The sequence below is a fragment of the Rhodococcus sp. SBT000017 genome, from assembly GCF_003688915.1.
Lineage (GTDB): Bacteria > Actinomycetota > Actinomycetes > Mycobacteriales > Mycobacteriaceae > Rhodococcoides.
On the sequence record NZ_REFU01000001.1, the window covers coordinates 1,839,013 to 1,859,931 of the forward strand.

The 20,919-nt window shown below is 66.2% G+C and carries 1 protein-coding gene; it reads right to left on the reverse strand.

What is annotated here, in order from left to right:
- Window positions 1–32 precede the first annotated feature (32 nt).
- Window positions 33–20,903, reverse strand: a complete 20,871-nt coding sequence (locus AYK61_RS08320) for a non-ribosomal peptide synthase/polyketide synthase (protein WP_259467965.1) — start codon at window positions 20,901–20,903, stop codon at window positions 33–35.
- Between the last annotated feature and the right edge of the window lie 16 nt (window positions 20,904–20,919).

Genomic DNA, 20,919 nt, shown 5'->3' on the forward strand with positions numbered 1-20,919 from the left:
TCCACGTGCACAACCGGCGAGCTCGGCATTCGTCACGACGACGCGATCACCGACTCCGCCCGTTCGATCAACGATGCCAGAGCGGTGTTCAGCCCCTCCGCACCGAGGGCGGGCAAGATCCCCGGAACCAGTGCCGACAGAGTGACCGTCACCAGAGCCTGCGGCTTCATCGCCGAGCCCATCGTTGCCGACATCTGAGCCAGTTTGGCGTGCAGAGCAGCGAAATCGACCGTCGTCGACTCGTGTTCGAGTGCCACCGCATCGGGTGCGACGGCCGCTGCGCGGGCAATCAGATCCGGCAGATCGTCCACCGTCTTGGGCTTGGTTCGCGGTGCGAACTCCGCCTTCTCCTCCTCGGAGAGGATGTCGATGGACCGCAGCACCACATCCGGATCCGAGACCACGGCGTTCAGAATCCGCAGCAGCTGATCTGCGAACGTCGCGATCGACGACTCTTCGAGGATCGCCGTCGCGTAGGTGAACGTCGCCTCGATGTCGCGCAGTGCTCCGGTGTCGTCGAATTTTTCGACGGCGGTCAGCTGCAGATCGAACTTGGCCTGGTCGTCGCCCGCGGGCAAGGCCTGTACGTGCAGACCCGGCAACTCGAACGATCCGGTCACGTGGTTCTGGAACGTCAGCATCGCCTGGAACAGCGGAGTGTAGGCACTCGACCGTGCCCGGCCCAGTGCGTCGACGAGCCGCTCGAACGGGACGTCGGCGTGGCCGAACGCTGCCAGATCCTTGTCCTTTGCCTGCTGCAGCAGGTCGACGAACGTGCCGCTCTGATCGAGTCGAGTTCGCAGCACGAGGGTGTTGACGAACATGCCGACGAGCTCGTCGAGTTGCTGTTCACCGCGACCGGCAGTCGGTGTGCCGATGCTGATGTCGGAGGAGTTGCTCAGCCTCGAGAGCAGCACGGCGAAGGCACTGTGCACCACCATGAACGTCGTCGCCGAGTGTTCGCGAGCGATCTTCTCGATCGCCGATGCGATGTCGGTGCCGAACGAGAATTCGTACGAGGCACCCTGCATCGTCGGGCGAGGCGGTCGCGGCCGATCCAGCGGAAGCGCCAACTGTTCCGGCGCTCCTGCCAACTCGGTCGTCCAATACGCCAGTTGTTTCGCGAGTGGACTCTCGGGATCGTTCTCGCTGCCGAGCACGTCACGCTGCCACAGCGCGAAGTCGGCGTACTGGACCGGCAGCGGAGTCCATGCCGGCATCTCCCCCGCAACCCGAGCGGTGTAGGCCACCATGACATCGCGGATCAGCGGACCCATCGAGAAACCGTCGGCAGCGATGTGGTGTGCCACCACGGCGAGCACATTCTCGTTGTCGGCGACCTGCAGCAACGCAGCGCGCACCGGGACCGACTTCGTGACGTCGAACCCGGCACCGAGGGTTTCGGTCAGGCGGGAGATCACTGCATCCGGTTCCACCCGCTCGGGCGTCAGATCGACCCCTACCTCGGCGACGGAAACGATCTGCTGCACCGGCCCGTCCACAGAATCCGGGTATGCCGTGCGCAGAATTTCGTGGCGCCCCAGAACGTCGTCGAATGCCCCACGCAGGGAGTCGACGTCGAGTGCGCCGGTCAGCCGGACCGCGACAGGAATGTTGTACGCCGAGGAACCGGGGTCGATCCGGTTGATCGTCCACATTCTTTCCTGAGCGATCGAGAGTGGAAGCAGATCGGGTCGCTCACGAACGGTCAGTTCTCGGCGCGCACCGCCCCCGACGAGCGGGGCGATGTGGGCGGCCAGGCCTGCGACGGTGGACGCCGCGAACACTGCTCGCACCGGAATCTGGGCGTCGAGAGCCTGGCCCAGCCGCGAAACCAATTGCGTTGCGACCAATGAGTTTCCGCCGAGCGCAAAGAAATCGTCGTCGAGTCCGGCACGGTCCAGACCGAGCAGTTCCGCCACGGTGGCCGCGACGATCTCTTCGACCGGAGTGACCGGGGCGCGGAACTCGGCAACCTCGAACTGCGGTGCCGGAAGTGCCCGTCGATCCAGTTTGCCGTTGGCGTTGAGCGGAAGGGCATCGAGGACGACGAACGCTGCCGGAACCATGTACGACGGCACGGCGCGGGCGAGTTCGGCTTCGACACTCGCCACGTCGAGTACTGCTCCGGACGTACCGACGACGTAGGCAACCAGCTGGTCCCCCATCGATTCGCCGGTGTGCACCACGACGGCGGTGTCGGCCACCGTCGCCTGTGTGCGCAGGGCTGCCTCGATCTCACCGAGCTCGATGCGGAAGCCGCGAATCTTGACCTGGAAGTCGGCGCGCTCGATGTATTCGAGGCGGGCCGCGCCCGGTGCTCCGTCGACGACCGGAACCCGCCAGCGCACGAGGTCGCCCGTGCGATACATCCGCGTTCCGTTCGCGTCGAACGGATTCGCCACGAACCGTTCGGCGGTGAGGTCCGCACGCCCGAAATATCCTCGCGCCAGCTGTGCACCGGCGAGATACAGCTCTCCCGTGACTCCGGCAGGAACCGGATGAAGGCGCGAGTCCAGCACGAACACGGCGGTGTTGGCCTCGGGCACGCCGATCGGCACGGTGACGGTGTCGGCATCGGTGACCGGATGCGAGGTCACCGACACCGCAGCCTCGGTCGGACCGTAGAGGTTGAACAGCTCGGCGGAACCGTTGTGCCGCCGGAAGTCCTGTGCCACCGCTGCGGGTAGTGCTTCACCGATGGCCAGGACACGTCGCAGATCGGGTGACAGCTCGCCCGCGGCAACGGTGCCGAGCATCGACAACATCGACGGCACCAGATGCAACGTCGTCACCGCGTGCCGACGGATCAGTGTGAGCAGGTAGTCGGGATCGCGATGACCCTCCGGGTTCGCGATGACGAGTCGCCCACCCGAGGTCAGTTGCGACCAGAACTCCCACACCGACAGGTCGAACGTCGCTGCGGTCTTGAGCAGAGACGCATCGGTCTCGTCGAGGCGGTACTCCGCGCGCAGCCAGTTCAACTGGTTCACCACTGCGCCGTGCGAGACCGCCACGCCCTTGGGCCGGCCGGTGGACCCGGACGTGAAGATGACGTAGGCCGTGGTGTCGGCGGAGAGTTCACCGCAGCGCTCGGAGGTCTCGACCGGCGCGGACGAGTAGCCCTCGAGATCGAGTTGCGCCAGATCGACGACCGTTGCTGCAGAGGAGATCTCCGGGCCGACAGCACCGGATGTCAGTACGCACAGCGGAGCTGCGGTCTCCAACACCAGCGCGTTGCGCTCGGCCGGCTGATCCGGATCGATCGGGACGTAGGCGCCTCCGGCCACGGAGACGGCGTACATGCCGACCAGCAGATCCACCGAACGCCGAATGGCAAGCCCCACCGGCACTTCGGGTCCGACACCCAGACCGATCAGATGACGGGCCAGACGCGACACCCGCTCGGAGAACTCGCCGTACGTCAGCGTGCCGTGGTCGTGCACGAGTGCAACGGCGTCACCGTTGCGCGCTGCCGAGCCCGCGAACAGATCGGCGAGCGTGGTGCCACCTTCCGAATCGAAGTCGCGGTCGGTGTCGTTCCACTCCTCGACGATGGCGGGCAGCTCACCGTCGAGGAACAGATCGAGATCGCCGATCGGGGTCGCCGGCGCCGCTGTGACAGCGTCGAGCACGGCCTCGAACCGGGCTACGAGCGAACGCGCGGTGCGCTCGTCGAACAGGTCGGTCGCGTAGGTCAACAACGCATCGGCCCCGCCCGACGCCTCGTCGCCGCTCGATGCGTCGGAGACGATCAGATGCAGGTCGAACTGCGACGTTCCGGTCTCGGTGTCCAGGGCCGAGATATCCAGTCCGTCGAGCTCGAATTCTCGGCGCGCGAAGTTCTGGAACGAGAAGCCGACCTGGAACAGCGGGTGACGCGCCGTCGACCGGGTGGGGTTGACGACCTCGACGAGCCGCTCGAACGGTATGTCGGAGTTGGCGAAAGCCTGCAGATCGGTTTCCCGAGCCGCGTCGAGGAGGTCCTCGAAGCTCGCACCGCCCGCCACGTCGAGCCGCAGCACCAACGTGTTCACGAACATCCCGACGAGGTTCTCGATCTCCGCTTCGCCGCGACCCGCGATCGGAGTTCCGACGACGATGTCCGACGATCCCGACATGCGCGAGAGCAGCACGGCGAACGCCGCGTGCACGGCCATGAACACCGTCGCGTTACGTGCGCGTGCCAGTTCGGTCAGTCGAGCGTGCGCGGCTGCGTCGATCCGGAAGTCGACGCGGCTGCCCCGGAAGGTCTGCTCGGCGGGTCGCGGGCGATCGAGCGGTAGTTCGATCTGCTCGGGCAGCTCGGCCAGAGCGCTTTCCCAGTACCGAATCTGCTGCGCAGCAATCGATTCCGAATCCTCCTCGGATCCGAGAACCTGGCGTTGCCACAGCGCGTAGTCGGCGTACTGCACCGGCAACGGTGCCCACGCCGGATCGGAACCACGGGTGCGCGCGGCGTATGCGGTCATGACGTCGGTGGACAACGGCATCACCGACAGACCGTCGGCGCTGATGTGGTGGATGACCATGCCGAGTACGAATTCGGTGTTCGAGACTCGGAAGAGTGCGGTCTTCAGCGGAACCTGGGTGGTGACGTCGAACGTCGCCGACAGGAGCTCCAGAACCCGCGCGGTCACCGACTCCGCGTCGGTGTCGATCACCTCGAGAGTGGTGGGCACCTGGGACATCGGCACGATCACCTGATGCGGGCCTTCGGGTGAATCCGGATAGACCGATCGCAGAGTCTCGTGACGTTCGATCACGTCGGAGACGGCACGCTGCAACGCGTCGACGTCGAGACGCCCGCTGAGCCGAAGCGCGAACGGGATGTTGTACGCCGTGGACTCGGAATCGAAGCGGTTGAGGAACCACATCCGCTGCTGCGCGAGCGAGAGCGGCACTCGGCTCGGTCGCGTCGATGCCACCAGCGCCGGACGCGCGCCTGCGCCCGAACCCTGCTCGACCCGCGCTGCCAGAGCCGCGACGGTCGGGGCCTCGAACAGTGCGCGGACGAGGACAGTGGTGTCCGCTGCGGCTCCCAGCCTGGACACCACCTGCGTTGCCACCAGCGAATTGCCGCCGAGCTCGAAGAAGTCGTCGTCGAGACCGACGCGCTCCACTCCGAGAACCTCGGCGAACACGTCGGCGACCATTTCCTCCACCGGAGTGGTCGGTGGCCGGAACTCACGTGTGCGCGCGGCCGGCTCGGGCAGCGCTCGCCGGTCCAGTTTTCCGTTGCCGGTCAACGGAATCGCGTCGAGAACCACGAACGCCGAGGGCACCATGTACTCGGGAAGGTGCTCCCCGATCGCTGCCCTGACGACGTCGATGTCGACGGTCGACTCGGCCGCGGGCACGACGTAGGCAACCAGGCGTGCGGCACCGGGAGTGTCCTCGCGCACGATCACCGCGGCCTGCCCGACGGCAGGAGCGGACGCGACGGCGGATTCGACCTCGCCCAGCTCGATTCGGAAACCGCGGATCTTGACCTGTTCGTCGGCGCGACCGACGAATTCGAGTTCGCCGTCGGTCGACCACCGTGCCACGTCGCCGGTGCGGTACAGGACCGATCCGTCGCCTGCGAAAGGATCGGCGACGAACCTCGTCGCGCTCAGTCCGGGCCGACCGAGATACCCGCGCGCGACCTGACCACCGGAGACGTACATCTCCCCCGGCACGCCTGCTGGCACCAGCGACAGTCGCGAATCCAGTACGTACACCGAGAGCCCCGAGATGGCGCGTCCCACCAGAGATCCCGAAGCCTGCGCTGCGGACTGCGCGTCCACGACGCGGTGCGAGACGTGGACGGTGGTTTCGGTGATGCCGTACATGTTGACCAGTTGCGGGGATTCGTCGCCGTGACGATCGAACCAACCGGCCAGTCGTCGCAGTTCCAGCGCCTCGCCACCGAACACGATGTACCGCAACGAATAGTCGCCTGTCGAGCCTGCGGTCCGATCGACCTGATCGAGCTGGTAGAACGCCGACGGAGTCTGATTGAGAACGGTGACGTGTTCACGAACGAGCAGCTCTCGCAACGCTTCCGGCGACCTGGAGGTGAAGTAGTCGACCACGACGACGCTGCCGCCGGTGGTGAGCGGGCCCCACAGTTCCCACACCGAGAAGTCGAACGCGAACGAGTGGAACAGCGTCCACACGTCGCCTCGACCGAAGTCGAAGTGCCGCTCGGTGTTCGCCAACAGCCGTGCGACGTTGCGATGTGGAACGAGCACGCCCTTGGGCTTGCCCGTCGAGCCCGAGGTGTAGATCACGTACGCCGTCGCAGCCGCGGTCGCCGGAATCGGATCGGCCACCGACACGTCGCCCGGCATCGAGGCGGTGTCGATATCGATCCGGGGAAGCGCGGCGGGTAGCTCCACGTCCACACCGGTCCACGTCAGGACGGCCACCGGACGAGAATCGGTGAGTACGAACTCGATACGGTCGGCCGGGTAGGACGGATCGATCGGAACGTAGGCACCGCCGGCTTTGAGCACCGCGAGCAGTGCCACGACGAGATCGGCGGTACGCGGCAGCACGACGGCCACCAGCGACTCCGGCCCGACTCCCTGGCCGGCGAGAATTCTCGCCAGTGCCGTCGAGGACTCGTCGATCTCTCGGTAACTCCTGGAGGCACCCTCGAACACCACTGCGGGAGCGTCCGGGTCCTCGGCCACCCGAGCGGCGAAGAGATCGACGATCGTGTCGAGCGAATCGGCAACGGCAGGCGCGTCCTGGGCGAGTGCGAGAACACGGCCGCGTTCGGCTTCGTCCATCACAGGGACGTCGCCGATTCGCTGACCAGGATTGCTTGCCACGGACTCGAGGACGCGGATCAGGCGTTCCCCGATCACACGCGCTGTGCTGTCGTCGAACAGGTCGCGAGCAAAGGTGACGTCGACGGTCATGCCGCCGTCGACGTGGTTCTCGGTGAACGTGAACTGAACGTCGAACTTGGCCGTCTCGACGTCGAGATCGACTCCGCGCACGCTCAGACCGGGGAGTTCGAGCTCGGTCTGCTCCATGTTCTGCACGGTGAGCATCACCTGGACGAGCGGGTGCCGAGCCGCCGACCGCGGTGGGTCGAGTACCTCGACGAGCCGCTCGAACGGCACCTCGGCATGGGCGAACGCCGACAGGTCGGTCTCGCGTGCCCGAGCCAGCAGCTCGGTGAAGGCGCTGCCGTGATCGATGTCGGTCCGCAGTACCAGCGTGTTGACGAACATTCCGATGACGTCGTCGAGCGCGGCCTCACCGCGTCCTGCGACCGGAGTACCGATCGCGATGTCGGTCTCACCGGACAGCCGGGCCAACAGCACGGCGAGCGAGGAGTGCAACACCATGAACAGTGAGCTCTGGTTGGCGCGGGCCACGTCGCCGAGGCGTCCGTGCGTGGCTGCGTCGAGGGCCAGCGTGATGTTGCCGCCGCGATACGACGACCTGTCCGGGCGGACGCGATCGCCGGGGAAGGTGACCTCGTCCGGCAGCGAGGCCAATGCCCTCGTCCAGTGCCGAATCTGGTTCGAGACCGGTGACGACGGATCGTCCTCGGAACCGAGAACGGCCTGCTGCCAGAGGGTGTAGTCGACGTAGCGGACGGCGAGCGGAGCCCAACCGGGCTCGGTGCCCGCGCTCCGGGCCGCGTACGCGACCATCAGATCCCGAGTCATGGGGCCGATCGAGAAGCCGTCGGCAGCGATGTGGTGGGTGACGAACGCCAGAACGTGGTGGTCCGAGCCCAGCTCGAACAACGCAGCGCGCAACGGCGGCTCCGCGGTGACGTCGAACCCGCCCATCGCCAGCGCCGCCAGCACCGACGGCAGTTCCGCCGTGGTGGTCGCAGCCGGTACCAGATCCGGAACCACCCGCTCCGCCGGAACGATCACCTGGGAGGCGACGCCGTCGACCTCCGGGTAGACCGTTCGCAGCGACTCGTGCCGCTCGATCACGTCGGCCACTGCTGCGCGCAGAGCGGGGATGTCGAGACCGCCACTGAGCTCGATGGCGACGGGGAGGTTCTCCGTCGCGGACTCCGGGTCGAACCGGTTGAGGAACCACATCCGGCGCTGCGCGAGCGAGAGCGGTACCAGATCCGGCAAATCGGTACGCACCAGCGGAATTCGACGGCCCGAACCCGAGAGCTCGTCGAGCCTGGCCGCCAGGGCGGACACGGTCGATGCCTCGAATATCGTCCGCACGGTCACCGTGGTGTCGAGTGCAGCGCCGATTCTCGACGCCACTCTCGTGGCGACGAGGGAGTTGCCGCCGAGCGCGAAGAACTCGTCGTCGACACCGACCACATCGATGCCGAGAACATCGCGGAAGACCTCGGCCACAACGGTTTCCGACGTGGTGGTCGGTGCACGGAACACGCGCTGCTCGATGTTCGGCTCCGGCAGAGCGCGACGATCGAGCTTGCCGTTGGGCGTCAGTGGCAGCGCGTCGAGCACGACGGTCGCGGCCGGGACCATGTAGCTCGCGAGCGAACGCGACGCGAACTCCGTCAGTTCGGCGACGTCGACGGTCCCGCCGACCGTGGGTACGACGTAGGCGACCAGCTGATCACCCGCGGCAACGGTCTGCCGAACCAATACGACGGCGGATTCCACGGACGGATGCTTGCGCAGCACGGTCTCGATCTCGCCGAGTTCGATGCGCAGTCCTCGAAGCTTGACCTGGAAGTCGGTACGGCCCAGGTACTCCAACCGTCCTGAACCGGAGGACGCCGCACGCCAGCGCACCAGGTCACCGGTGCGGTACATGCGCGAGCCCGGTTCTCCGAACGGGTCGGGAAGGAATCGATCGGCCGTCAGGTCCGTTCGTCCGAGATATCCGCGGGCCAGTTGAACTCCGGCGAGGTACAGCTCGCCGGCAACCCCAGGTGCGACCGGAGACAGTCGAGCGTCGAGGACATACGTTCTGGTGTTCCACACGGGGACACCGATCGGGACGAGGTCGACGTCCGCCTCCGTCACTGCGTGGTAGGTGACGTCGACGGCCGCCTCGGTGGGGCCGTAGAGGTTGTGCAGAGCCACGCCCGGCAGGACGCGACGGAGCCGATCGCCGACCTCGGCGGGCAGCGCCTCTCCTGATGCGAACAGCGTCCGCAGAGAGCCGGCCGCAGGAGACGGCGCAGCCGCCACGACGGACACGAAGACCTCGAGCAAAGACGGTACGAAGTGCGCCGTGGTGACCGACTGTGCCTCGATCGTCTCGAGCAGGTACTGAGGGTCGCGATGGCCGTCGGGCTTCGCGATGACCAACGTAGCGCCGATCTGCAACGGCCAGAACAGTTCCCACACCGACACGTCGAACGTGACGGGGGTCTTCTGCAGCACCACGTCGTCGGGACTCAGCTCGTACTCCGACTGCATCCACAGCAGGCGGTTGACGATCGCCTCGTGTGAGACGGCCACGCCCTTGGGCTGCCCGGTCGAACCCGAGGTGAAGATGACGTAGGCGGTGTTGGACGGTGCCAGCGCACTGATTCGGTCCGCGTCGGTGATCGGCGCATCGGAGAAGCCGGACAGATCGAGGGTGTCGATATCGAGCACCTCGTAGCCGTCGGCTTCCACCGCGTCACGTGAGGTGGTCAGCACGCAGACCGGTTCCGCGGTTCCGAGAATGTGTGCGATCCGCTCGGTCGGCTGGTCCGGATCGATCGGTACGTACGCACCGCCGGCGGCGATGATCGCGTGAATGCCGACGAGGAGTTCCACCGAGCGACGGGCAGCGATGCCCACCGCGCTCTCGGGTCCGACACCGCGGGCGATCAGGAACCGCGCCAGACGGGAGACCCGTTCCTGGAATTCGCCGTAGCCGAGCGTGTCGCCCTCGAAAACCAGTGCGGCGGAGGTCGAGTCGACCTGTCCGGCAAGTGAGGCCAACGTCTGTGCCCGGTCGAGCTCGTGCGCGGTGTCGTTCCACTCGACCAGCACCCGGCTGCGTTCGACGGGCTCGAGCAGCTCGATGTCCCCGACCACGGTCGAGAGGTTGTCGGCGACGGCTTCGAGAACCGTGATCAACCGATCGCCAAGCGTGACGACCGTGGCTTCGTCGAAGAGATCGGTGGCGTAGGTGACGTCGACGGTCATGCCCTGCGGAGCACCGCTCGGTCCGATCGACTCCACGAACGTGAACTGCAGATCGAACAGCGCGACCAGCGTCTCGAAATCGACACCCGAGACCGACAGTCCAGGCAGTTCGAGATCCTTCTGTCCCAGGTTCTGGAACGCGAGTACCACCTGCACGAGGGGATGCCGAGCCGTGGATCGGGCGGGGTTGAGAATTTCGACCAGCCGCTCGAAAGGTACGTCCACGTGGGCCAGAGCCGACAGGTCGGTCTCGCGGGTGTCGGCGAGAACCTGGTCGAATCGCCGCGACGTGTCGATCTCGGTGCGCAACACCAGCGTGTTGACGAACATGCCGATCAAGTCGTCGAGGGCGGCCTCACCGCGACCGGCGACCGGGGTGCCGATCGCGATGTCGGCCTCGCCGGACAACCGCGACAGCAGTACGGCCAACGAGGTGTGCACCACCATGAACAGCGAGGCGTTCTCTGCTCTGGCGGCATCGATCAGCGCGCGGTGCAGATCTTCGTCGATGGAGAAGCGTACGAGCGCGCCACGGTTCGACGCCACGACAGGCCTCGGTCGGTCGGACGGCACGTCGAGCTGATCCGGTAGGCCCGCCAGAGTGGCTGTCCAGTAGTCGATCTGCTGCGAGACGACCGACTGCGGGTCGTCCTCGGAACCGAGTACTTCGCGCTGCCAGAGGCTGTAATCGGCGTAGTCGACCGGCAGCGGAGACCAGAAGGGCTCCTGGTTCAGCGAGCGAGCCGCGTACGCGTTCATCACGTCTCGGGTGAGCGGGCCCAGCGAGAACCCGTCGGCCGCGATGTGGTGGACGACGAACACCAGCAGGTGCTCGGTGGGGCTGACCTCGAAGAGCCTGGTTCGGAAGGGCAGGTCCTTCGACAGGTCGAATCCGGTGGTCGCCAGTTCACGCAACGCATCCGCGACCTCGTGCGCGGCGATGTCGACGGGCGTCAGATCCGGTGTGGCCGTGGCTGCGTCGACGATCACCTGATGTGCGGTTCCGTCGGTCTCCGGGAACACCGTGCGCAGGGACTCCTGCCGAGCCACGACGTCCGCGACCGCGATCTGCATTGCGCGACGGTCCAGCAGACCGGACAGTCGCACGGCGATCGGGATGTTGTTGGCTGCGGATTCGACGTCGAACTTGTTCAGGAACCACATCCGCTGCTGCGCGAGCGACAACGGAATGTGTTGCGGCCGTTGCTGAGGCACCAGCGGCGGACGGCTTCCGGTGGCGACCAGTGTGCCCAACCGCGCGGCCAGATCGGCCACCGTGGAGGTGTCGAACAGCTCTCGAACCGCAATTCGAGTGTCCATGGCGACGCCCAGTCGTGACACCAGTTGTGTTGCGATGAGGGAGTTTCCGCCGAGCTCGAAGAAGTCGTCGTCGAGACCGACGCGCTCGACTCCGAGGACCTGGGCGAAGACCTCCGCAACGGTGCGTTCGATGTCGTTGGTCGGTTCCCGGTACTCGGTCACCTCGAAAGCGGGATCGGGCAGAGCCTTGCGGTCGAGCTTTCCGCTGGCACCGAGCGGAAACTCCTCGAGCACGATCAGCGTCGACGGCACCATGTACTCCGCGAGTCGAGAGCGCAGGGCACCGAGGACGGCTCCGGTCTCCACCGAGGCACCGGACGGTACGACGTACCCGACGAGTTGGTCGTTGCGGACCACGACGACTGCCTGAGAGATGGAGCGTTGTGCCAGCAATGCGGATTCGATCTCGCCGAGTTCGATGCGCAGGCCGCGCAGCTTCACCTGGAAATCCGAACGACCCACGTACTCCAGCTCGCCGTCACGGTTCCACCGCACCACGTCGCCGGTCCGATAGAGGCGCTGCCCGCCCGTTGCGAACGGATGTGCCACGAAGCGATCCGCGGTCAGGTCGGGGCGGCTCACGTAGCCACGAGCCAGCTGTGTACCTGCGAGGTAGAGCTCACCTGCGACACCGACGGGAGTGGGATTCAGTCGCGAGTCGAGCACGTACACGGCGGTGTTCCACACCGGCGCACCGATCGGCATCACGTCCGAATCCTCGTCCGTGACAGCGTGATAGGTGACGTCGACGGCGGCCTCCGTCGGGCCGTAGAGGTTGTGCAGCTCGACTCCCTTGACCGCTCGGCGTAGTGCACGAGCCGTGGTGGGAGCCAGTGCCTCGCCGGATGCGAACACCAGCCGCAGTGTGGCACCCGATGCTCGGCGTCGCTCCACCTCGGGGACGAAGACGGACATCATCGACGGTACGAAGTGCACCACCGAGACATGTTCGCGCGCAATTACGTCGAGCAGATACATCGCATCGCGGTGACCGTCCGGAACAGCGATGGCGACCGATGCGCCGTTCTGCAGAGCCCAGAAGAACTCCCACACCGAGACGTCGAAGGTCGACGGAGTCTTCTGCAGCACCACGTCGTCGGCGTTCAATTGATACTCGTGCTGCATCCACAGCAGGCGGTTGACGATCGCCTCGTGCGAGACTCCGACGCCCTTGGGGCGACCTGTCGATCCCGACGTGAAGATCACGTAGGCGATGTTCGAGGGCCGCAGCGGGGCTGCCCGGTCGGCGTCGGTCAACGGCGTCGAGGACAGGTCCGACACGTCGAGTGTGTCGATGTCGATCGTCGCGACCCCGGCGAACTCCACGTGATCTCGCGTGGTGGACAGCACTCGGACCGGTGCGGCCGTGGCCACGATGTATTCGTTGCGATCGGCCGGCTGCGTCGGATCGATCGGAACATACCCGGCTCCGGCCTTGACGATCGCGTACATACCCACGAACAGGTCGAGGCTGCGTCCGATGGCGAGCCCCACGAGGGTGTCGGGCCCGACACCGGTCGACACCAGATGTCGCGCAAGACGATTGGCTCTCGCCGCGAACTCCGCATACGTCAGCCGCTCCCCCTCGAACACCAGAGCCGGTGCATCGGGGGTCCGGTCGACCTGACGGTCGAACAGGTCGACCAACGTCACCTGCTTCGGCACGTCGTGTTCGGTCCGGTTCCACGCCGTGACGACGCGCTCGCGCTCGCCGTCGTCGAGAAGGTCGATGTCTCCCACCGACAGCGAGGGATCTGCGACCACGGCAGTGAGCATCCGCACGAAACGTTCGGCAAATCCTCGGACCGTCGCGGCGTCGAAAAGATCGGTCGCGTAGGTCAACTCGGCTGCCATGCCCTGTCCGCGACCGTCCACTCCGATGGACTCGGTGACGGTCAGCTGCAGGTCGAACTTCGCCACCTCGGCATCGAGGGCGACGCTGTCCACCGACAGTCCGGGTAGGTCCACGTGCGTACGGGTGAGGTTCTCGAACGAGAGCATCACCTGGAACAGCGGGTGCCGCGCCTGCGACCGGGACGGGTTCAGCACCTCGACCAAGCGCTCGAACGGCAGATCGGCGTGCCCGAACGCACCGAGCGCGACCTCGCGGGCGCGGCCGATCTGCTCCGAGAACGTGCGACCCGACTCGATATCGGTGCGCAGCACGAGGGTGTTGACGAACATGCCGACCACGTCGTCCAGGGCTGCGTCGCCGCGGCCTGCGACCGGAGTACCGATCGCGATGTCCTCGATGCCGGACAAGCGAGCGAGCAGTACCGCCAGAGCGGCGTGCACGACCATGAACAGCGATGCGTTGTGCGTGTGAGCCAGCGAGGACAGGCCTCGGTGGACCTCGGCCGGTACCTCGAATCGGATCGACGATCCCTGGTAAGACTGACGATTCGGGCGCGGCCGATCGGTCGGCAGGTCCAGCTGGTCGGGCAGACCGGCAAGCATGTCGGCCCAGTAGTCGACCTGACCGGAGATCAGCGATTGCGGATCGTCCTCGGAGCCGAGAACCGAACGCTGCCACAGGCTGTAGTCGGCGTACTGCACCTCGAGCGGCATCCACGCCGGGTTCTCCCACGCGGTGCGTGAGGCGTACGCGATCATGAGGTCGCGGGCCAGTGGACCCATCGACCAGCCGTCGGCCGAGATGTGGTGCACCACCATGGCGATGACGTGCTCGCGGGGACCGATCTCGAAGAGGCGAGCCTGAATCGGAACGTTGACCGTCACGTCGAACGTCGTCGACGCGAGCGTGAAGACCTGCCGCTGGATATCGGTCGCGGACGTCGGAACGGGCATCAGGTTCGGCACCGTCTGCGCGGCATCGAGGATGGTCTGCTGCGGGCCGGCCGCGGTGTCGGGGTAGACCGTGCGCAGCGATTCGTGACGGTCGATGACGTCCATGATCGCCACCTGCAACGCGGCGACGTCGAGTTCGCCGGTCAGTCTCAGTGCGAACGGAATGTTGTACGCGGTCGAATCGGCGTCGAATCGATTGAGGAACCACATACGCTGCTGCGCGAGCGAGAGCGGAATGCGCTCGGGCCGCACGGTTGCGACGAGCGCGACGCGGCCGCCCTCCCCTGCGGCCTGCTCCACCCGTACCGCGAGCAGCGCTACGGTCGATGCCTCGAACAGCATGCGCACCGGCACGGTCGCATCGAGAGCGACTCCCAGGCGCGAGACCACCTGCGTGGCGATCAGCGAGTTACCGCCGAGCTCGAAGAAGTCGTCGTCGAGACCCACGCGTTCCACGCCGAGAACGTCTGCGAAGACGTCCGCGACGATCTCCTCGATCGGTGTGGTCGGGGCGCGGAACTCGCGCACCTCGAACACCGGAGCCGGCAGTGCCCGGCGATCGAGCTTGCCGTTGACGGTCAGTGGGATCGCGTCGAGCACGACGAAAGCCGACGGCACCATGTACTCGGGAAGTACCTCTGCGATACCGGTTCTGATGTCTTCGATGTCGACGATCGGCCTGCCCTCGACCGCGGCGGACACCACGTAGGCGACCAGTCGAGCTGCACCGGGCGAGTCCTCGCGCACGACCACGGCGGCCTGGGTGACGGTCGGCTGCGCGGACACCGCCGCCTCGACCTCACCCAGTTCGATGCGGAATCCGCGAACCTTGACCTGGTCGTCGGAACGTCCGAGGTACTCGAGTTCGCCTGCGGCGTTCCACTGTGCGAGGTCACCGGTTCGGTACAGCAGCGATCCCTCGTCGGCTCCCGACGCGAACGGGTTCGCCACGAAGCGAACCGACGTCAGTTCCCGGCGACCGAGGTAACCGCGGGCGAGTTGTCCACCGGCGACGTACATTTCACCGGGCACCCCGACCGGAACCGGGTGCAGGCGAGTGTCCAGTACGAATACCCGCAGCCCGGCGATCGGCTTACCGACCACCGACGCACTGGTCTCGACGGACGCGGCATCGAGCGCACGGTAGGACACGTGCACGGTCGTCTCGGTGATGCCGTACATGTTGACGAGCTGGGGCGCACTGTGCCCGTGCCGTTCGAACCAGCCGGTCAGCCGTCGTTGTTCGAGGGCTTCACCGCCGAAGATCACGTACCGCAGCACCAATTCGCCGTGCGCGGTCGCCGTCGTGCGATCGGCCTCGGAGAGCTGATAGAACGCCGACGGCGTCTGGTTCAGCACCGTGACCTGCTCGTCGACGAGCAGTCGGTGGAATGCCTCCGGCGACCGTGAGGTGAAGTAGTCGACGACGACCAACGTGCCGCCGTACAGCAACGGGCCCCACAGCTCCCACACCGAGAAGTCGAACGCGTAGGAGTGGAACATCGTCCAGACGTCGTCGGCACCGAAGCCGTAGACCGAATCGGTGTTGTCGAGCAGCCGAACGACGTTGCGATGCGGAACCATCACGCCCTTGGGACGGCCCGTCGAACCCGAGGTGTAGATGACGTAGGCGACGTTGTCGGGCCGCAGCGGAGCAGTCCGATCCTCGTCGGTGACGGGATCGTCGGACACCGAGGACAGATCGACGGTGTCGATATCGAGCAGCGCTGCGCCGGTACGTGATTCGACGTCGGACGGCAGTTCGACTCGGTCCGAGCCGGACAACAGAACGGTGGTGGGGCGAGCATCGTCGAGCATGTACTCGACCCGGTCGAGTGGGTAGCTCGGGTCGACGGGGAGGTATCCACCGCCGGCCTTGATCACCGCGACGAGCGCGACGACCAGTTCCGCCGACCGAGGAAGTGCTACGGCGACCAGGCTTTCGGGGCCGACGCCGTGCGAGACGAGAACGCGCGCAAGGCGATTGGACTGCGCATCGAACTCCGCATAGGTCATCGACGAGCCACCGAATCGCACCGCGACGGCGTCCGGGTGATTCGCGGCTGCTGCATCGAGCAGATCCACCAGGGTCAGCTCTCGTGAGACGTCGTCTCCCGAGACGTTCCACTGCGACACCACGGCACGGTGCTCCGCGGCGTCGACGATCGTGACGTCACCGACCGGCACTGTCGCGTCCGTGGTGACCGCGTCCAGAATCGCCAGGAAGCGACGCGCGAAGCTCTCGACGAGATCTTCGTCGAACAGATCCGTTGCGTACTCGAACACCGCATCGATACCCGCGGGCGCTCCGTCGTCGAGGTGCTCGGTCAGCCACAGCTGTATGTCGAATTTGGCGATGGGAACATCGAATTCGGCGGCTTCCGCGCGCAGACTGCCGACGGTGAGTTCACGAGACATCGCCGATTCGAGTGAGATCGCGACCTGGAACAGCGGGTGCCGAGACGTCGAGCGGACCGGGTTCAGCACCTCGACGAGGCGCTCGAACGGCACGTCTGCATGCGCGAACGCGGACAGATCCGTGTCACGTACGCGCGAGAGCAGATCCTCGAACGTCAACGCCGGGTCGACCTCGGTGCGCAGCACGAGCGTGTTGACGAACATGCCGACCAGGTCGTCCAGCGCGGGTTCTCCCCGACCGGCCACGGGCGCACCGATAGCGATGTCGGTGGTACCACTGAGCCGGGCGAGCAGCAGCGCGTACGCCGATTGCATGACCATGAACAGCGAGGCGTTGTTCGCTCGGGCCAGGTTCGCCAGCGAGGCATGCAGATGCGCCGGAACGTCCACCCGGAGTTTGCTGCCCGCATTCGAGGACACGGCGGGCCGTGGCCTGCTCGACGGCAGCGCCAGTTGATCGGGCAGATCTTCGAGAGTCGCGCTCCAGTAGGCGATTTCGCGAGACGCCAGAGACAGCGGATCGGTCTCGGGACCGAGCACCGCTCGCTGCCACAACGCGTAGTCGGCGTACTGGACCTCGAGAGGGGTCCACTCGGGTGCGCGCCCCTTGACGCGGCTCGAGTACGCCACCAGCACGTCCCGCGCCAGTGGGCCGAACGACGCACCGTCGGCGGCGATGTGGTGGAGCACCATCGCGAGTTCGTGTTCGGTCGGTGAGATCTCGAAGAGTGCGATGCGGAACGGTGTATCGACCGTGACGTCGAATCCCTTGGCGACCAGTTCGTGCAGCCGGCCACCCAGTTCGTCGCGTTCGATGCGGACCGGCAGGATCGTCGCCGGTGTCCGTGCGGCCGTGAGTACGACCTGTTCCGGTGAGCCGTCCACTTCGGGGTAGACGGCGCGCAGCGTTTCGTGTCGATCGACAACGTCGGCGAATGCGGCAGACAGCGCCACCACGTCCAGCGGGCCGGTCAGACGAACGGAGAACGGCAGGTTGTACGCCGCGGTGGTCGGGTCGAAGCGGTTGAGGAACCACATCCGCTGTTGCGCAGGTGAGAGCGGAATACGCTCGGGGCGTTCCCGCGACTCCAGAACCGGGGTGTCCGCCCCGAGCCGGGCCGCCGATTCGGCCCTGGCCGCGAGTGCGCCGACCGTGGGAGCCTCGAACAGCTCACGGACACCGAGGCGCACACCGAGAGCGCTGCCGACTCGTGTCACCAACTGCGTGGCGATCAGAGAGTTGCCACCGAGCTCGAAGAAGTCCTCGTCCAGACCGACCTTGGAAGCTCCGAGCAGATCCTCGTAGATGCCCGCGACGACGTACTCCGCGCGGCTCTGCGGGGCCCGGTACTTCTTCGCACTGCTGAACACCGGTTCCGGCAACGCTTTTCGGTCGAGCTTGCCGCTGGTGTTCAGCGGCAGGGCGTCGAGGACGACGACTGCTGCAGGCACCATGTACGACGGTAGGGCGTGACCGGCGAACTCGATCGCCGCGGCCGACTCGATGGATCGTCCGGGAGCGGCGACCACATACGCCACCAACTGATCACCGGTGACCGTCTGGACCACCAACACCACTGCCTGCGAGATGGATTCGTTGGCGAGCAGAACCGTTTCGATCTCACCGAGCTCGATGCGTTGGCCGCGGAACTTGACCTGGAAATCGGTTCGTCCGATGTAGTCCAGCACTCCGTCGCTACGCCAGCGCACGAGGTCACCGGTGCGGTACATCCGCTCGCCGTCGGTGCCGAAGGGGTTGGCGACGAAGCGATCCGAGCTCAGATCCGGTCGGCCCACGTAGCCGCGCGCCAACTGGACTCCGGCGAGGTACAGCTCGCCCGATTCGCCGATCGGGGTGGGTCGCAGCCGACCGTCGAGAACGAAGGCCCTGGTGTTCCACTCGGGGACACCGATCGGAACGGTGCGGGTGTCCTCCGGTCCGCTGGGGTGATAGGTGACCGAGACCGCGGCCTCGGTGGGGCCGTAGAGATTGTGCAGCCCCGCCGAGCACAGCGCGCGGAACGACGCTGCCGTCTCGACCGGCAGGGCCTCACCGATGACGAACACGTGGCGCAGCGAACTGCAGGTGCCCATCGGCGCGTTGGCCACGAACACCGTCAGCATCGACGGCACGAAATCGGTGATCGTGACCCGATGTTCGGCGATCTTGTTGGCCACGTAGACCGAGTCTCGATGCCCGTCGGGGGTGGCGAGCACCATCGTCGCGCCGACGCGCAGCGGCAGGAAGAATCCCCAGAGCGAGACGTCGAAGGTGGTGGCCGTCTTCTGCAGATAGACGTCGGAGCCGTCCATCGGATACTCCGAGAGCATCCACTCCATCTGGTTGTGGATCGCCGCGTGTTCGACCGCGACGCCCTTGGGCCGTCCGGTGGAACCGGAGGTGTAGATCACGTACGCAGTATTCGAAAGTCGTAGTGGCGCAGTGCGTTCGACATCCCGAACGGGTGCCGTGGACCTCGCGGCACAGTCGACGAGATCGACCGCAACCGTCTCGGTTCCCTCGGGCAGCGCCACGTCGTCGCGGGAAGAGATCAGCACGCACCGCGGCTGTGCCGAGTCCAGAATGTAGGCCGTGCGATCCGCGGGGTGGTCGGGGTCGATCGGCACCCAGGCACCGCCTGCCGCGACGATCGCGTACATGCCGACGACGAGGTCGAAAGAACGGCGAATCGACAGTCCGACGAGCGTCTCGGGACCCACACCCATGTCGATCAGGTGGCGAGCGAGGCCGTTCACGCGCGCCGAGAGGTCACCGTAGGTCAGCGCCTCACCCTCGTACACCAGGGCTGTTGCGTTCGGATTCGCGGCCGCGGCTGCCTCGAATGCAGAGAGCAGAGTCCGTGGTTCGGTCTCGTGCTCGGTGTCGTTCCACCGGTCCACGACCTGCTCGCGTTCGAGACCGTTCGTCAGTGCCAGATCCCATACCGCGTCCTTCGGTCCCGACGCCACGAAGCGGGCGAAGAAGTCGACGAAGCGTTCGTGGTTCCGGCCGGCTTGTTCCGGTCCGTACAGATTGGGGTTGGACTCGAAGTCGATGTGCGTGGTGGACCCGGCGACGCTGGTGTAGAGATTGAGCCCGAAATCCTCGATGAGGCCGGTCGAGAGGATGTTGATGCCGCCGACCATCGAACCGAGGCGCACCTCGCCGAAGAACAGCATGATGTTGACCCAGGGGCCGAAGAACGAGGCCTGACCGCTGGCCGCTCCGGCATCGCGCCGAATGTCCTCGTGCCGGTATCGCTGGTGACGCAGGGCCCCGGAGACCTCGGCGTTGACGCGCGCGAGCAGCGTCTCGACGGTGGTGTCACCCGACACGTCCAGCCGGAGGGGAACGACGTTGGAGACCATGCCGCCGGAGCGGCGCAACACTGCAGTGGTGCGCGCGGTGACCGGGAGCGAGAGCACGACGTCCTCGCGTCCGGTCATCTGCGCGAGGTAGGCGGCGAAGCCGGCGATGACGATGGTCGCCATCGTCGTGTCGGTCTCGACACGCAGGGCTTCGAGGCTGTCCATCGTCTCGCTGGACAGAGCTGTGCTGTCGATCAGACTCGTCGCTGCGGGAGCAGCCGTGTGACCGGCGAGGGTGGTGACTCCGTCGATCCCGTCGATCCGCGATGCCCAGTACTCGCGGTCGGCCTCGAAACGGGTCGAGTCGCGGTAGGCCACGTCGATGTCGTAGACCTTGGTCAGGTCCGACGCCAGGTTCTTGCTCGGTTCGGTGCCCTCGACCGCCGCGGTGTACAGCTCCGCCGCACGGTTCATGAACGTGACGGCACCGAATCCGTCGAGCACCACGTGATGCACGCGCTCGTACCAGAACCAGACGTCGTCCTCGAGGCGCAGGACGGTCGCGGCGATCAGTCGGTCGCGGAGGATGTCGATCGGCGCGCTGTAGTCGCCGTGCATCCACGCAAGGGCCGCTGCCCGCGGATCGGCCTCGCCGCGTAGGTCCAGGTAGTTCAGAGAGTCGTCGAGGGTGGGATCGACGATCTGCCGCGGCTCGGCGTCGATCTCGACGATGCGCACGAATCCGGACTGCAGCTCGAGTGCCGCCTGTGAGGATGCGCGACGGAGGAGCTCCACGTCGAGCTCGCCGTGCAGCTCGATGTATTGGGCGATGTTCGCGGGTACCGAGGGGTCCACATGCTGCGCGAACCACATTCCCAATTGGGCCGGTGACAGTGGGAACGACGAATGCTCAGGACTGCCGACTCCGTCGTCGTGTCCAGCACCTTCCACACCTAGCGGGTCCAAT